The organism is Actinokineospora auranticolor (assembly GCF_002934265.1).
Classification (GTDB): domain Bacteria; phylum Actinomycetota; class Actinomycetes; order Mycobacteriales; family Pseudonocardiaceae; genus Actinokineospora; species Actinokineospora auranticolor.
This window is the reverse complement of the sequence record NZ_PTIX01000001.1, coordinates 326503-341967: the sequence shown is the minus strand read 5'-3', so window position 1 is coordinate 341967 and position 15465 is coordinate 326503. Positions and strand designations below refer to the sequence as shown.

Here is a 15465-nt window from a genome sequence, read left to right as displayed (position 1 = left end):
ACGGTGGACAATCACCACTTCCCCGAATCGAGTGAACTTTTGGAGATCAGGCACAATCCTTGATCCCAAGCTCGCAGCCAACAGTCCAAAATGGACAAGTAAAGTGAATGGCAATGACGTGTCGTGGATCACATCGCCCTTGGATTGGCGTATTCTCGAAGAGTTCAATAGGTTCAACTCGCGCCATCGGATCTCGTTAGTCGGGGAGGAACACGTATGTGCGCGGCTTTTCCGGGCATTGCGGACATCGGGTCCGCGGGGGATCGAGCGAGCGATCTGCCGCTCGCCGCGGGCCGGTTCCTGACCTCCGCCGAGGTCTCGACCGACCTGCGCACCGCCTACCACCGCGGCGGTCGCGAAGGCGACGCGTTCTACCGCGACCGCTGGAGCCACGACAAGGTCGTGCCGTCCACGCACGGGGTCAACTGCACCGGGTCCTGCCGGTGGAAGGTCTACGTGAAGGACGGCATCATCACCTGGGAGACCCAGGACGTCGACTACCCCTCCACCGGACCGGACCGCCCCGAGTACGAGCCACGCGGTTGCCCGCGCGGCGCTTCGTTCTCCTGGTACTCCTATTCGCCGCTGCGCGTGCGCTACCCGTACGCGCGGGGTGTACTGGTGGAGATGTACCGCGAGGCCCGCCGGGCGCACGACGACGCGGTCGGCGCGTGGGCGTCTATTGTGGATGATCCGATGAAGCGCCGCGCGTACCACCGGGCCCGGGGCCGGGGCGGGTTGGTGCGGGTCACGTGGGACGAGGCGGTGGAGATGGTCGCCGCCGCGCACGTGCACACGCTGCGCCGCCACGGTCCCGACCGGATCGCCGGGTTCTCCCCGATCCCCGCCATGTCGATGGTGTCGCACGCGGTCGGTTCCCGGTTCATGGCGCTGATCGGCGCGCCCATGCTCTCGTTCTACGACTGGTACGCCGACCTCCCGCCCGCCTCGCCGCAGGTGTTCGGCGACCAGACCGACGTGCCGGAGTCCGCCGACTGGTGGGACGCGGCGTACCTGGTGCTGTGGGGTTCCAACGTCCCGGTGACCCGCACCCCGGACGCGCACTTCATGGCCGAGGCGCGCTACCGGGGCCAGAAGGTCGTGGTGTGCTCACCGGACTACTCGGACGCGACCAAGTTCGCCGACGAGTGGCTGGCACCGCACCCGGGCACCGACGCCGCCGTCGCCATCGCGATGGCGCACGTCGTGCTGCGGGAGTGCTTCGTCGACGACCAGGTCCCGTTCTTCACCGACTACGTCACCCGCTTCACCGACCTGCCCTTCCTGGTCTCCCTCGACGAGCGCGACGGCACCCTGGTCCCCGGCAAGTTCCTCACCGCCGCCGACCTCGGCGACACGTCCCCCGACGGGCCGTGGAAGCCGGTCCTGCTGGACAAGACCACCGACGAGCCCTTCGCCCCCAACGGCACCCTCGGCTTCCGCTGGACCGCCGAACCCGGCCGCTGGAACCTCGACCTGGAGGGCCGCGCGCCCCGCCTGACCCTCTACACCGGACAGTCCGAGACCGCCGAGGTCCTGCTCCCCCGCTTCGACAACCCCGAGGGCCGGGGCGACGCGGTGACCAGGGGCGTCCCCGTGCGGCGGATCGCCGGACGCGCGGTGACCACGGTGTTCGACCTGCTCCTGGCCCAGCGCGGCGTGTCCCGCCCCGGGCTGCCGGGCACCTGGGCCACCGGCTTCGACGACCCGGACTCCCCCGGCACCCCGGCCTGGGCGCAGCGGCTCACCGGCGTGGACGCGGGCCGGATCACCCGGATCGCCCGCGAGTTCGCCGACACCGCGGTCCGCTCGAAGGGCCGCTGCATGATCATCATGGGCGCGGGCACGAACCACTGGTTCCACTCCGACCTGGTCTACCGGGCCTTCCTGACCCTGCTGCTGCTCACCGGCTGCCAGGGCCGCAACGGCGGCGGTTGGGCGCACTACGTCGGCCAGGAGAAGGTCCGCCCGCTCACCGGCTGGGCCACCCTCGCGGGCGGCCTCGACTGGCAGCGGCCGCCGCGGCAGATGATCGGCACCGGCTACTGGTACACCCACACCGACCAGTGGCGCTACGACCGCCTCACCACCGACGCCCTGACCTGGCCGGGTTCGGCGGGCGCGCTGGCGGGCGACAGCGTCGCCGACTGCCTGGCCGACTCGGCGCGGCTGGGCTGGATGCCGTCGTACCCGACCTTCGACCGCAACCCGCTCGACCTGGCCGACGAGGCGGAACGGGCGGGCCGCGACCCGGTCGCGCACGTCCTCGACCAGGTCCGCTCCGGCGAGCTGGGGTTCGCCTGCGAGGACCCGGACGCGGAGGCGAACTGGCCGCGCGTGCTGACCGTGTGGCGGGCGAACCTCCTGGGTTCGTCGGCCAAGGGCAACGAGTACTTCCTGCGCCACCTGCTCGGCGCCGACGGGAACCCGCGCGCCGAGGAGACACCGCCCGAGCAGCGGCCGCGGCACGTGCGCTGGCGGGACGCGGCACCGGAGGGGAAGCTGGATCTCCTGCTGGCGCTGGACTTCCGGATGACCAGCACGACACTGTTCGCCGACGTGACGCTGCCCGCCGCGACCTGGTACGAGAAGCACGACCTGTCCAGCACGGACATGCACCCCTTCGTGCACTCGTTCAACGCGGCCGTGGACCCGCCCTGGCAGGCCCGCACCGACTTCGACGCCTTCCACGCCATCGCGCGCAAGCTCAGCGAGCTGGCGGAGACGCACCTGGGCACGCGGCGCGACGTCGTGGCGACCGCGCTGCAACACGACACCCCGGGCGAAATCGCGCAACCCGGCGGTGTGGTGCGGGATTGGCGGGACGGCGACTGCGAACCCGTTCCCGGGCGGACGTTCCCGGTGTTGACCGTCGTCGAGCGCGACCACACCGCCATCGCCGCGAAGCTGTCCACCCTCGGTCCGCTCGTCGACAAGCTCGGCGTCACGACCAAGGGGTGGACGGCGGAGGTGGCCCCGGAAGTGGCCTGGCTGGGTGAGTCCAACGGCGTCGCCCGCACCGGCCCGGCGGCGGGCCGCCCGCTGCTGGACACCGACCGCAAGGCCGCCGACGCCGTGCTGGCGCTGTCCGGCACCACGAACGGCCGGATCGCGGACGAGGGATTCCGGTGGCTGGAGGAGCGGGTCGGCAAGCCGCTGCGGCCGCTGGTCGAGCACCACCGCGCGCACCGGGTCACGTTCGCCGACACGCGTTCGCGGCCCGCGCCGGTGGTCACCAGCCCGGAGTGGTCCGGCGACGAGTCCGGCGGTCGCCGGTACGCGCCGTTCACCATCAACGTCGAACGCCTCAAACCGTGGCACACCCTCACCGGGCGCCAGCACTTCTACCTCGACCACGACTGGGTCGCCGAGATCGGCGAGCAGCTCCCCGTCTACCGGCCGCCGCTGGACCTGCACCGGCTCTTCGGCGAACCCCGGATCGGCCCCAACGGCCCGGAGGTCACCGTGCGGTACCTGACGCCGCACTCGAAGTGGTCCATCCACTCCGAGTACCAGGACAACCCGATCATGCAGACGCTGTCCCGTGGCGGCCCGGCGTTCTGGATCAGCCCGGCCGACGCGGCGGCGATCGGCGTGTCGGACAACGACTGGATCGAGGCCGTCAACCGCAACGGCGTGGTCGTGGCCCGCGCGATCGTGTCGCACAAGATGCCCACCGGCACCGTGTACCTCTACCACGCGCAGGAACGCACGGTGAACGTGCCGCGCAGCGAGACCACCGGCAAGCGCGGTGGCATCCACAACTCCCTGACCCGCTTGCAGATCAAGCCGACGCACCTGATCGGCGGCTACGGGCAGCTCAGCTTCGCGCTCAACTACTACGGCCCCACCGGCAACCAGCGCGACGAGGTCACGGTGCTGCGCCGCCGCTCGCAGGAGGTGGACTACTGATGCGCGTCATGGCGCAGCTGGCGATGGTCATGAACCTGGACAAGTGCATCGGCTGCCACACGTGCTCGGTCACGTGCAAGCAGACGTGGACCAACCGGGGCGGTGTGGAGTACGCCTGGTTCAACAACGTCGAGACCAAGCCGGGGCAGGGTTATCCGCGCCGGTACGAGGACCAGGACGAGTGGAAGGGCGGCTGGGCGCTCAAGCGCGGCCGGTTGAAACCGGCGGCCGGTGGTCGGCTCAAGAAGCTCCTGAACATCTTCGCCAACCCCGATCTGCCCGAATTGGACGATTACTACCAGCCGTGGACGTATGACTACCGGAACCTGACCGAGGCGCCGCTGGGCGACGACGTGCCGACCGCGCGGCCGGTGTCGGCGGTGACGGGCGCGCCGACGGAGGTCCGGTACGGGCCCAACTGGGAGGACAGCCTCGGCGGCGGTCCGGAGCACGCGGCGGGCGACCCGGTGGTGCGGAAACTGGGGCGTGAGGTCAAGTTCTCGTACGAGCAGTCGTTCATGTTCTACCTACCGCGCATCTGCGAGCACTGCCTGAACCCGTCCTGCGTGGCGTCGTGCCCGTCGGGCGCGATGTACAAGCGGTCCGAGGACGGGATCGTGCTGGTCGACCAGGACCAGTGCCGTGGTTGGCGGATGTGCGTTTCGGGGTGCCCGTACAAGAAGGTGTACTTCAACCACAAGACGGGCAAAGCGGAGAAGTGCACGTTCTGCTACCCGCGCCTCGAGGTCGGGGAGCCGACGGTGTGCGCGGAGACGTGCGTCGGGCGGCTGCGGTACATCGGGGTCATGCTCTACGACGCGGACCGGGTGACGGCGGCGGCGAGCACACCGGACGAACAGGGGCTTTACGAGGCGCAACTCGGCGTGTTCCTCGACCCGCACGACCCCGAGGTCGCCGCGGCGGCGGAGCGGGCGGGGATCCCGCACGACTGGATCACCGCGGCGCGGCGGTCACCGGTGTACGAGCTGATCATGCGGCACCGGGTGGCGCTGCCGCTGCACCCGGAGTACCGGACCATGCCGATGGTCTGGTACGTGCCACCGCTGTCGCCGGTCGTGGACGCCTTGTCCGGCACCGGTTTCGACGGCGAGGACGCCGGGAACCTGTTCGGGGCCATCGACACGCTGCGCATCCCCCTGGACTACCTGGCCGGGCTGTTCACGGCGGGCGACCAGGAACCCGTTCGGCTGGCGTTGCGGCGGTTGGCGGCGATGAGGTCGCACATGCGGTCGATCAACCTCGGCGAGCCCCACGACCCCCGGGGGCCGTCGCGGGTGGGGATGACAGCGGAGTCCATCGAGTCGATGTACCGGTTGCTGGCGGTCGCGAAGTACGCCGACCGGTACGTGATCCCGACCTCCGGGATCGGTCGCGCGCACGACCTGGAGGGGATCGCGACGACGTGCAGCCTCGACACCTACGGCGGCCCGGGCATGCTGGACGGCCGCACGGAGCTGTTCACCTGGCGGGACGACGAGCGGCCCTCGGGGCTGTTCCCGACGCTGCCGGGGAAGGGGTGACCCGTGGACCGGAAGACTCGGCTGCGGCACCGGTTGGCGTCGTGTTGCCTGCACTACCCCGATGACCTCATACCGCAGGTGCCGCTGCTGCGGCGATGTCTGGCGGAGGTGTCGGCGCCCGGGGTCGAGGCCGTTCTGGACTATGTGGACGGTATTTCGCCCGTAGCGGCGGCACGGCACTACGTGGAGGTGTTCGACACCAAGGCGAACCGGTGCCTGCACCTGACGTGGTACTCGGACGGCGACACCCGCAACCGCGGCGGTTCGCTGGCCGCGATCAAGGCGGAGTATCGGCAGCGGGGTTACGCGCTCGCGCCGGACGAGCTGCCGGACTACCTCCCGGTTCTGTTGGAGTTCGCCGCGTTGACCGGTTCGCAGCGGTTGCTGACCAGGTTCCGGCCGTCGGTGGCGATGCTGCACCGCAACCTCGTGGCACTGGGCACGCCGTACGCGGCCGTGGTCGCCGACGTGCTGCGCGACGTGCCGGAACGCGACGACGCCACCCCCGTCCCCCGAGCCGCGCCGGTGGAGCGGGTCGGCCTGGAACCCGTCCTGCTCGGCTACCCGACCTTCGCGGAGTCACACCGATGACCGGCGTGTTGCTGTGGGCGGTACTGCCCTACCTGACGATCGCGGTGTTCGCCCTCGGCCTCACCTGGCGCTTCCGCCACGACCGGTTCGGCTGGACGACCCGGAGTTCGCAGCTGCACGAGTCCCGGCTGCTGCGGATCGGGAGTCCGCTGTTCCACTTCGGACTGCTGTTCGTGATCGGCGGGCACGTGGCGGGCCTGCTGGTCCCGGCGTCGGTGACCCGGTGGTTGGGGGTGCCGGATGAGCTGTACCACCTGCTCTCCCTGACCGCGGGCACGGTCACGGGCGCGGCGACCATCGCCGGACTCGGCGTCCTGCTCTACCGCCGCCTGCGCACCCCGGCCGTCCGCCGCGCCACCACGTCGGACGACCGGGTGACCTACCTCGCCCTCGGCGGCACGTTGCTGCTGGGCATGTCCGCCACGGTCCTCACCAACGGCCTGGGCGGTGGCTACGACTACCGAGCGACGATTTCCCCGTGGTTCCGGGGAATCCTCTTCCTGCAACCGGACCCGTCCTTGATGGACGGTGTCCCGCTCCCGTATCGCCTGCACGCCCTGTTCGCCATGGCGCTGTTCATGCTGTGGCCGTTCAGCCGCCTGGTCCACGCCTTCAGCGCGCCCGTCCGCTACCTGGCGCGCCCGTACGTGGTCTACCGGTCGCGCGACGACCGGCGCTTGGCCGCCCGAGCGCCCCGCCGCGGCTGGGACGACGCGTGATCGCCCGCTGCGGGTTCGGCGCGCTGTTGGTCACCCTGGCGATCGCCGGGTTGGCGGTGGGTACCAGCGAACCCCTCTTGTTCCCGTCGCTGGGGCCTACCGCGTACCTGTTGTTCGCCACCCCCACCCACCCGGCGGCGAGCCCGCGCAATACGTTGGCGGGCCACCTCATCGGTGTGGCGGCAGGGGCGGCCGGTCTGACCGCGTTCGGCCTCTGGCACACCGAGGCCGCACTGTCCCACATGGACTGGGCGCGGGCGGGCGCGGCCACGATGGCGCTCACGCTGACCTGCGCGGGCATGGCGTTGTCGCGTCTACCCCACCCGCCTGCCGGGGCCACGACGCTGATCGTGGCGCTGGGGGTGCTGCACACGCCGAAGCAACTCGGGCTGATCCTGCTGGGTGTGGTGGTGCTGCTGGTGCTCGGCGCGGTGTTCAACCGGGCCGTGGGCGTGCGGTATCCCTTGTGGAAGGCGGAGACACCCGAGTCCCAGGAGGAGACGGCCCGGGTCGGGGCATAGCGGAGAGTCGCGCGTCCTGGGGTCGAACCAGGCGCCCGGGAGATATGAGCTCCCAGTGGCCACCGGGCCACGCGCGGTCAGGTCACCGGATCGGCGAGGTGGCCCATCAGGGCGGCGAACCGGTGACCGAGGGTGTCGGCGAGCCGGGTGCGGGTGGCCGTCAGCCGGGCGATGCGGTCGTCGAGGTCGGCCAGGCGGCCCGCGGTGACGGCGACGGCGGCCCCGCACTCCCGGGGGCCGTCGTCGATGAGTCGGACCAGGGCCTCGACGTCGGCGATCGTCAGGCCCGCGGCCAGGAGTTCGCGGATCGCGCCCAGGCGGCGCAGGTCGGCCTCGTCGTACTCGCGTTGACCGGACGGGGTCCGGCGGGCCGCCACCAGGCCGCGTTGCTCGTAGTAGCGCAGCGCGCGCGGTGTCAGGCCCGCGGCGGCGGCCGCGTCCCCGATGCGCATCCCTCGATTCACACCTCCACGACTACCGCACCGGTGTGGCGGCCTTCAAGCAGTTCCCACAGTGCGCGCGGTGCCTGGTCGAGGCCGGACAACCGGGTATGCGGGAACACGACCGTGCCCGCCCGCAGGGCGGCGGCGAACGCGGTGATGGCCTCGGCGCGGGCGTCGAGGTGGTCGGCGCCGGAGAAGCCGGTGAGGGTGATGCTCCGGAGGATCAGGCTGGCGGCGTCGATCCGCACCGGGGCGCTGAACCCGCCGCCCACCTGGGTGGACAGCGATCCGACGAGCGCGATCCGCGCGCCGCGCCGAGCGACCGCGAGTGCCGCGACCAGGTGCTCACCACCCACGTTGTCGATCACCGCGTCGACGCCTTCGGGCGCCTGTGCGCGCAATTGGGTCTCGATCGGTTCGGCGCCACGGAGTACCACGCCGTCGAACCCCAGCTCGTTGACCAGGTACCGCGCCTTGTGCGCGGACCCGGTGCTCCCGATGACCCGCCCCGCGCCGCGTACCCGGGCGAACTGCCCGGCCAGCGTGCCGACGCCACCCGCCGCACCCGTCACGAAAACGGTGTCGCCTTCCCGGACCCGCGCCGCGCGCTCGACGCTGAACCACGCCGTCGACACCTGCGACAGGTGCGCGGCCTCCGGCAACCCGGGCTCAACCACCCGGGCTTGATCTCGCGGCACGACCGCGTACTCACGCCACCCGAGGTTGTGGGCGACGAGGGTGCCGGGCTCGAACCCGTCCCCCTCAACGACCTCCCCCAACGCGGGCCCCCACAACACGGACCCCGGCGAGTAGCCCGGCATCGGCAACCCGACGTCCGGCCCCATCAGCGTCCGCATCGCCGCGGCAACCCCCATCAACCGATTCCGCACCAACAACTCCCCCACGCCGGGCGACGGCACCGGCACCTCGACCACCGCGAAGTGCTCGGGCCCGGGCACCCCCTGCGGCCTACCGACCAACCGCACCTCACGGTGCACGGCGACGCTCATGGCTTCCCCTTCCCGACCTCGACCCTCTCCAGCCCGGACGGTAAGCCTTGACGCACGCGTCAAGGGCAAGGGGAAGGTTGGTCGCGAATCCTGGGACCGGAACCAGTGCGTGGGTGACACGTAAGCAGCAGAAGAAGCCCGCGGGGAGCGTCGTCGTTCGAATCAAGGAGTTCACGCCGATGAACCCGCGGGGACCGCGAGAAATCGCCATACCGGTGTTCAACCGGGTCGACGTGTTCCTGGTGGAAGCGAAGTTGACGTCCATAGCCAAACGGGTTCTGCCGGTGTCGGCGCCGAACTGACGGCGGCCACGGGTTCGGTCAGCGGGAAACGTGGAGAACGAGGGTGTTGAACCCTCCACGGCGATCTTGCAAGGATCGCCTGCGCACCGGCGCGTCCCCCTCGGCCGTCCGCCGGGTGGTCATCCCGTTGCCGGGATGACCACCGCGTCAGAACGGCCAGCTCGCGTTGTGGCCTGCCTCCAGCAGCGGGACCATCGTGAAGGCTTGGTCGGTCAGGCCGCCGAAGGTGTGGCGGTTGGTGCCGCCGCTGGGGGTGTGGCCGTACTGGTAGCCCGCCAGGTTCCAGGTGTAGAGCGGGGTGTCGCGGGGCAGCGCCTTGTCGACGTCGCCCGCGCTTGCCTGCTCGTCGGTCAGGATGACGACCCGGTCGTGGGCGCGGTAGTTCGCGCGCACCGCGTCCGCGGTCTCCGTGCCGCCGCCGATGAAGTAGCCGTCGCTCCGCCAGCGGTCGACCGCGCGCAGCAGGGACTCGCCCTTGCGGGGCGGGAACACGCGGCTCGGCGGGCGGCCCTGCCAGTCGTCGGAGAAGGACACCACGTCGGCCGACGCGCACCGGCTCGCCAGCGCGATGCCGAACACCGCCGCCGCGTCCCACCTGGCGAGGGTGCCGTCCTTGCTGAACGGCACGTGCATGGAACCGGACGTGTCGACCAGCACCAGGGTCCGACCCGGCAGGGTCGGCACGTTCGCCAGCGAGTGGGTCAACGCCCGCTCCAGCGGCCACGCCCACCGCGCCGACGGCGCCGCCCGGTACGCGGACAGGTACCGCATCGGCAGCATCCTGGACCGCGCGACCTGCTCGGGGTCGGAGATCCGCTCGGCCACCCGCGCCGCGACCTCGTCGGACACGCCTGCCTCGTCGAAGTTGCGCAGGTTGCGCACCAGCGCCATCAGACCCATGGACCCGATGACGGCCTCCCACGCCGCCGCGTCCATCGGGCCCTGCAGCCAGCCCGCCAGTGCCTCCCAGGTCATGCCCGCCTCGGCGAGCAGGTCCGGGTTCTCCAGCACCTGTCGGCGCTCGTCGACCGGCAGCGCCAACAGCGCCTTGCGGCGGGTCAGCAGCGGCAGGGTCTCCGGCGGTGCCAGGCCCGGCTCGTAGCGCCGCTTGACGATGTGGCCGAACAGGTCGTGCTGCCACTGGCCGCGGATGCGCTGCGCGCTGCCCCTCCGGTCACCCGGGTGGGTCAGGTTCAGCACGTCCGCGAAGCGGTAGCCGCGGCCCTCGGAGTCCCACTTCACGTAGTTGAACTCGGTGCCCAGCCGCAGGACCGCGTCCGCCACACCGCGCTTGACCGGCATGGGCAGCGCCCGGCCGTACAGCGCGGTCCAGTACGCCAGCAGCTCACCCGGCTCGTCCGCGCGGCGCAGCACGGAGTCGATCACGGAGCGGTTGGTGACCGGGCCACCGCGCACGCCCGCGTCCAGCCGCGCCTTGACGAACTCCGCCGCGCCGACCAGGGACGCGGTGCGCATGTTCGCCTCGGTGCGCAGCCAGCGCAGGAACTGCGCGGTCCAGTCCGGATCGGACAGTGCCGCCGCCCGGACCAGGTTGGCGTAGCGGGTGTCGCGGCGGTCCGCGGACTCGTAGTAGGTGTGCTCACCGACCATGTTGGTGACGGCGAGCAGGAACAGCTCGGAACGGGTGTCGCGCACGTAGCCCGGGCCACCCTCGAAGGTGCGACCGGACGCGACCGCCTCACCGGTGACCGGGGAGGTCGGCGCCGGTCGCGCGCGTCGGAGGTTGAACTTGGGCATGGCTGTTCTCTTCGTGTCGGGGGAACCCGGTGGCCTGCTGTGGCCGGTCGTGACTCCCGAGGTGGTTGGCGCCGTACGGTTGGGCTTCTGTTCAGGAAGTAACCGTTCGGCTTCGCAGCGGGGTCACTCGGTGCTCCCGAGGTCGTTGGGTGCGCACGGCTGTGATCGATTTCCAAGCGAAGTAACCGTGGGCTTCGCAACGGGAGCGGGGGTAGTCGGTGCGCTCTGTCGAGGAAGTTGCCGTCTGGCGACGGTGCGCGCGCTTCGGAGGAGGCCCGAGATGGAGTCGGTGAAGGTTTAGCCGCTCTGGCCACTGAGCTACCGAGCCAGGTGGCGGCTCGGGCGGGATTCGAACCCGCGACCTGCCCATTTAAGTGATGGAGTAACCCTCGCCTGCGCAACGGGCCGCCTCCGAAGCAGTCCCCCACACCCCGTGGGGGGACATCGCACGGCCCCGGCGCACCGGGGCCAGTAGGTCGCCGGGGACTGAAACCCCGAACCCGTCGCTTAAGAGGCGACTGCTCTGACCATTGAGCTAGCGACCTGTGGCGGACACGGGTCACCCCGCGCCACGCCCCTGCTCGCGTCGACCGCCCGAACGACGACCGAGACGAGCGCATGGGAAATAGTCTGTGCTCCGCTATGCAGATTTCAATGAACACGCCGCACCTTTCCGAAAAAGGGCAGCGCCGAGCACCGGCGGAGGGAGTCGAACCCCCGGGACACGGGTTTGGAGTCCGTTCCGCTTCCCAAGCTCGCCGATTTGTGTTGACCGGGAAAACAAAAACCGCCCGACTCGGCTCTCCGAGGGGCGGCTCATCCGTCTCCTAGACGCTCATCGGCGTCAGGGCGGAGAGTCCGCGCAGGTCATGGCCTTGATCACGACCGCATGCCGGATCGAGGACCAGGCCATCGGGCACGTGCGGGAGTTCGCGACGGCGATAAACCGCCCCGCTTCTCCCCGCCACTTGCTCGCCATGACTCACTCCTCGTTCGGTTTGATGTGCTCATCATTGCCCACCCACCAACGGGCGTCAATCCTATTTACCGAAGATCTTCGATTCCGCGCGCGGACCCGGCAAAACCCCGGCGCGGGCGGGGCGGCAGGATCACCCGGTGCACACGAGCGCTGGGGGGCGGATGGGGCGGGAGTTCGGGTGGCTGTGGGCGGCGTTCACGGTCAGCGCGGTGGGGTCGACGGTGGCGTTGGACTCGATGGGGCTCATCGCGATCCTGGTGCTGGGCAGCGGGACCGTCGAGCTGGCGCTGCTGGCGGCCGCGGGCCGGGCGGTCGGGGCGCTGGTCGCCGTGCCGCTGGGGCCGTGGGTGGAGTTCCGGCGGAAGCGGCCGGTGATGGTGGCCATGGACCTGGCGCGGTTCGCGGCGGTGGCGTCGGTGCCCGCGGCGTACGCGCTGGGGTGGTTGACCTTCACTCAGCTCGTGGTGGTCGCGGTGGCGGTGGGCGCGGCGAACATCGTCTTCGGCGCGGCGAGCGGCGCCTGCCTCAAGGCGGTCGTGCGGCCGGAGCGCCTGCTGACCGCCAACCGCCGGTTCGAGGCGACGACCTGGACGACGACGGCGCTCGGGCCGCCGGTCGGCGGGGCGGCGATCGGGCTGTTCGGGCCGGTCGCCACCACGGTCGCCGACGCGGTCAGCTACCTGCTGTCCGCGCTGTGCGTCCGGGCCATGGGCCGTGCCGAGCCCACGCCGACGCCGCGCGCCGGTCGCCTCACCCTCGCCGAGATCGGGGTCGGGTGGCGGCACATCCTGCGGCACCCGTACCTGCGGCCGCTGTTCCTCAACATGACCCTGGTGAACGGCCTGATCATGGCCACGGCGCCGCTGTTCGCCACCCTGTTCCTGCGTGAACTGGGCTTCACGCCCGTGCACTACGGCCTCGCGCTCGGCCTCCCCTGCCTCGGCGGCCTCTTGGGCGCGCGCCTGGTGAAACCGCTGGTCGCGCGGTTCGGGGCGCACCGGGTGCTGCGGACGGCCGGGGTGCTGCGGGTCTGCTGGCCGGTCGGGCTGGCGTTCACCCCGCCGGGGACGGCCGGGTTGCTGCTGGTGCTCGGGCTGCAGTTCGGGCTGATCACGTGCATCTCGGTGTTCAACCCGCTGTGCGTCACCGTCCGGCTGGAGCAGACCGACACCGACCGGGTCGCCCGGGTCCTGTCCGCGTGGTCCATCTCCAGCGGCCTGGCGATCGCGGCGCTGACGGTGTGCTGGGGGCTGCTGGCGAGCCTGGTCGGCGTGCGGCAGGGGTTGTTCGCGGCGGGCGCGCTGATGTTCGCGACGGTGCCGCTGCTCCCCCGCCGGTCATCCCCGGCGGCACCGGGGCTCACCCGAACGGGTCAGGCCCCGGACCGGGCGACGCCCCCGCCCACGCCTCCTCGAACTCCTCGGCGCTGATCTCGTCCTCGACCAGGTCGGGGTCGTAGAGGTCCTGGCGGAAGTTGAAGGCCCAGTCGTCGGGCCCGGTCCGGTAGGACGCGCCGTCGGGGCGCCGTCCCACCTGCCGCAGGCGCCAACCGCCGCTGTCGACCTCCACGAGGTAGGTGCCGTCGTCTCCGCACTCCTCGTCGCGCTGGCTCAGGTAGACCCGCTCGCGGCCGAGGAGCGCGCCGAACTCGGGGCGGGCCCGCTGCCGGTCCCGCTGTTCCCGCAGCCGGGCCAGGGCGGGGACGGCGCCCACGTCGGCCAAGGCGATGGCCTCCGGCACATCGCCCGCGGGCGCGTCGGTGAGCACCTCGACCTCGGCGAGGGTCTGCGCGATCTGCTCCGGGGAGTCCGCGTGGATCCACCACGTCAGGTCGCTCATCCCGGCGTCGAGGCGCACCAGGAACGGCGGTCGTTCGGTCATGGGCCGCACTGTAAGGGGCGGTCGCGGCGGGCGAGGGTTGCTGCGGGACAATTGGTCCCACACCGCACGCATCTGGAGAGGCTTTTCCCGTGGCAGAGCGCCCTGAGGCCGACTGGGTCTCACGATTCGCAGACGAGGTCATCGCCGAGGCCGAACGGCGGGCGCCCGGCAAGCCGATCGTGTGCGCGTCCGGGTTGAGCCCGTCCGGGCCGGTGCACCTGGGGAACCTGCGGGAGGTGCTGACCCCGCACCTGGTGGCCGACGAGATCCGGCGCCGCGGGCTGGACTGCGTGCACGTGCTGTCCTGGGACGACTACGACCGGTTCCGCAAGGTGCCCGCCGGGGTCGACGAGGCGTGGAACGAGCACATCGGCAAGCCGCTGACGTCGGTGCCCGCGCCGCCGGGGAGCGCGTACCCGAACTGGGCCGAGCACTACAAGGCGCCGATGGTGGCGGCGCTGGCCGAGTTGGGGGTCGAGTACCGGCCGATCAGCCAGACCGAGCAGTACACCTCGGGCGCGTACGTCGAGCAGACGCTGCTGGCGATGCGGGAGCGCGGGAAGATCGACGCCATCCTCGACCGGTACCGCACCAAGGGCCGGGGCAAGGCGCCCGCCGAGGACGCCGACGAGGCGGAGAAGTCGGCGGTGGAGGGTTCCGGCGCGGCGGGCGAGGACGACGGCGCGGGGTCGAGCGGCTACTTCCCGTACAAGCCGTACTGCTCGGTGTGCGACCGCGACCTCACGACGGTCACCGCGTACGACGACGACTCCACCGAGCTGGCCTACACCTGCGCGTGCGGCCACGGCGAGACCGTCGTGCTGCGCGAGCACCGGCGGGGCAAGCTGGTGTGGAAGGTCGACTGGCCGATGCGGTGGGCGCACGAGGGCGTGGTGTTCGAGCCGTCCGGTGTGGACCACTCGTCGCCGGGGTCTTCGTTCGTGGTCGGCGGGCAGATCGTGGCGGAGGTGTTCGGCGCGGCCCAGCCGATCGGCCCGATGTACGCCTTCGTCGGGATCAGCGGCATGGCGAAGATGAGCAGCTCCAAGGGCGGCGTGCCGACCCCGGCGGACGCGCTGGCCATCATGGAGGCCCCGCTGGTGCGCTGGCTCTACGCCCGGCGCAAGCCGAACCAGTCCTTCAAGATCGCCTTCGACCAGGAGATCCACCGCCTCTACGACGAGTGGGACACGTTGCGCCGCAAGGTGGCCGACGGCACCGCGCAGGCCGGTGAGCTGGCCGCGCACGACCGCTCGGTGCGCACCGCGGCCGGCCCGCTGCCGCAGACCCCGCGCCCGCTGCCGTACCGCACCTTGGCGTCCATTGTGGACGTCACCACCGGCGACCCGACCCAGACCCTGCGCATCGCGCGGGACCTGGAGCCGGAGAACCCGTTGTCCGGTCTGGAGGAGTTGCGGCCCCGGCTGGACCGCGCGCAGACCTGGGTGGAGACCAGGATGCCCGCCGAGCAGCGCACCCACGTCCGCACCGAACCGGACGCGGACCTGCTGGGCGGCCTGGACAACACGCAGCGCGAGTCGCTGCGCGTCCTGTTGGACGGCCTGGACGAGCACTGGTCCCTCGCGGGCCTGACGACCCTGGTCTACGGCGTGCCGAAGCTCCAGGCCGGCCTCACCTTCGACGCCGCGCCGACCGCGGAGCTGAAGACTGCCCAGCGCGCGTTCTTCGTGCTGCTGTACCGGCTCCTGGTCAGCAGTGACACCGGCCCGCGCCTGCCCACCCTGCTCCTGGCCGTCGGCGCGGACCGCATCCGCGCCCTGCTGGGCGCCTGACCCGCCGAGGGGGCT

12 protein-coding genes and 1 tRNA gene are annotated in these 15465 nt (G+C 71.3%); 8 read left to right on the top strand and 5 right to left on the bottom strand.

Annotation, left to right across the window (positions count from 1 at the left end; translation table 11 throughout):
- Window positions 1-216: 216 nt before the first annotated feature.
- The 5 genes from CLV40_RS01480 to CLV40_RS01460 are packed head-to-tail and all read left to right on the top strand — an operon-like array spanning window position 217 to window position 7284.
- Entirely contained in the window at window positions 217-3912 is a 3696-nt protein-coding gene (locus CLV40_RS01480; protein ID WP_181043261.1) for a nitrate reductase subunit alpha, read from the top strand.
- Window positions 3912-5453: a nitrate reductase subunit beta gene (gene narH / locus CLV40_RS01475; protein ID WP_104476101.1), complete on the top strand. Its 1542-nt coding sequence runs from the start codon at window positions 3912-3914 to the stop codon at window positions 5451-5453. Before CLV40_RS01480 ends, narH begins: the two co-directional genes overlap by 1 nt.
- Window positions 5454-5456: 3 nt before the next feature.
- Window positions 5457-6044, top strand: coding sequence for a nitrate reductase molybdenum cofactor assembly chaperone (gene narJ / locus CLV40_RS01470; RefSeq protein WP_181043260.1), 588 nt, complete (start codon window positions 5457-5459; stop codon window positions 6042-6044).
- On the top strand, window positions 6041-6763 hold the full coding sequence (gene narI / locus CLV40_RS01465; protein WP_104476099.1) for a respiratory nitrate reductase subunit gamma: 723 nt from the start codon (window positions 6041-6043) through the stop codon (window positions 6761-6763). Before narJ ends, narI begins: the two co-directional genes overlap by 4 nt.
- Window positions 6760-7284, top strand: coding sequence for an HPP family protein (locus CLV40_RS01460; RefSeq protein WP_104476097.1), 525 nt, complete (start codon window positions 6760-6762; stop codon window positions 7282-7284). The genes narI and CLV40_RS01460 overlap by 4 nt, the downstream gene beginning before the upstream one ends.
- A 77-nt stretch (window positions 7285-7361) precedes the next feature.
- Here CLV40_RS01460 and CLV40_RS01455 read toward each other — a convergent pair whose 3' ends face one another.
- Window positions 7362-7736, bottom strand: a complete 375-nt coding sequence (locus tag CLV40_RS01455) for a MerR family transcriptional regulator (RefSeq protein ID WP_104476096.1) — start codon at window positions 7734-7736, stop codon at window positions 7362-7364.
- A gap of 8 nt (window positions 7737-7744) precedes the next feature.
- The gene (locus CLV40_RS01450) at window positions 7745-8737 is read right to left on the bottom strand and encodes an MDR family NADP-dependent oxidoreductase (protein WP_104476094.1); all 993 of its coding nucleotides are present in this window, start codon (window positions 8735-8737) and stop codon (window positions 7745-7747) included.
- A 113-nt stretch (window positions 8738-8850) separates the two neighbouring features.
- Between CLV40_RS01450 and CLV40_RS36980 the strand changes: the two genes are divergently transcribed.
- Entirely contained in the window at window positions 8851-9039 is a 189-nt protein-coding gene (locus CLV40_RS36980) for a hypothetical protein (RefSeq protein WP_146107884.1), read from the top strand.
- 147 nt (window positions 9040-9186) lie between these two features.
- On the opposite strand, the gene CLV40_RS01445 is transcribed toward CLV40_RS36980, so the two are convergent.
- Window positions 9187-10797 (bottom strand): TROVE domain-containing protein, encoded by a 1611-nt coding sequence (locus CLV40_RS01445; RefSeq protein ID WP_104476092.1) that lies wholly within the window; start codon window positions 10795-10797, stop codon window positions 9187-9189.
- Window positions 10798-11269: 472 nt separating this feature from the next.
- Window positions 11270-11342: transfer RNA gene (locus tag CLV40_RS01440), tRNA-Lys, on the bottom strand.
- Between the two features lie 595 nt (window positions 11343-11937).
- Here CLV40_RS01440 and CLV40_RS01435 point away from each other — a divergent pair.
- Complete coding sequence (locus CLV40_RS01435) at window positions 11938-13206, top strand: MFS transporter (RefSeq protein WP_104476091.1); 1269 nt, start codon at window positions 11938-11940, stop codon at window positions 13204-13206.
- Here CLV40_RS01435 and CLV40_RS01430 read toward each other — a convergent pair.
- Entirely contained in the window at window positions 13136-13657 is a 522-nt protein-coding gene (locus CLV40_RS01430; protein WP_104476089.1) for a hypothetical protein, read from the bottom strand. The two genes, CLV40_RS01435 and CLV40_RS01430, sit on opposite strands and share 71 nt — an antisense overlap.
- An 89-nt stretch (window positions 13658-13746) precedes the next feature.
- Here CLV40_RS01430 and lysS point away from each other — a divergent pair, with 89 nt between their 5' ends.
- Window positions 13747-15450, top strand: a complete 1704-nt coding sequence (gene lysS / locus CLV40_RS01425; protein ID WP_104476086.1) for a lysine--tRNA ligase — start codon at window positions 13747-13749, stop codon at window positions 15448-15450.
- Window positions 15451-15465 lie beyond the last annotated feature (15 nt).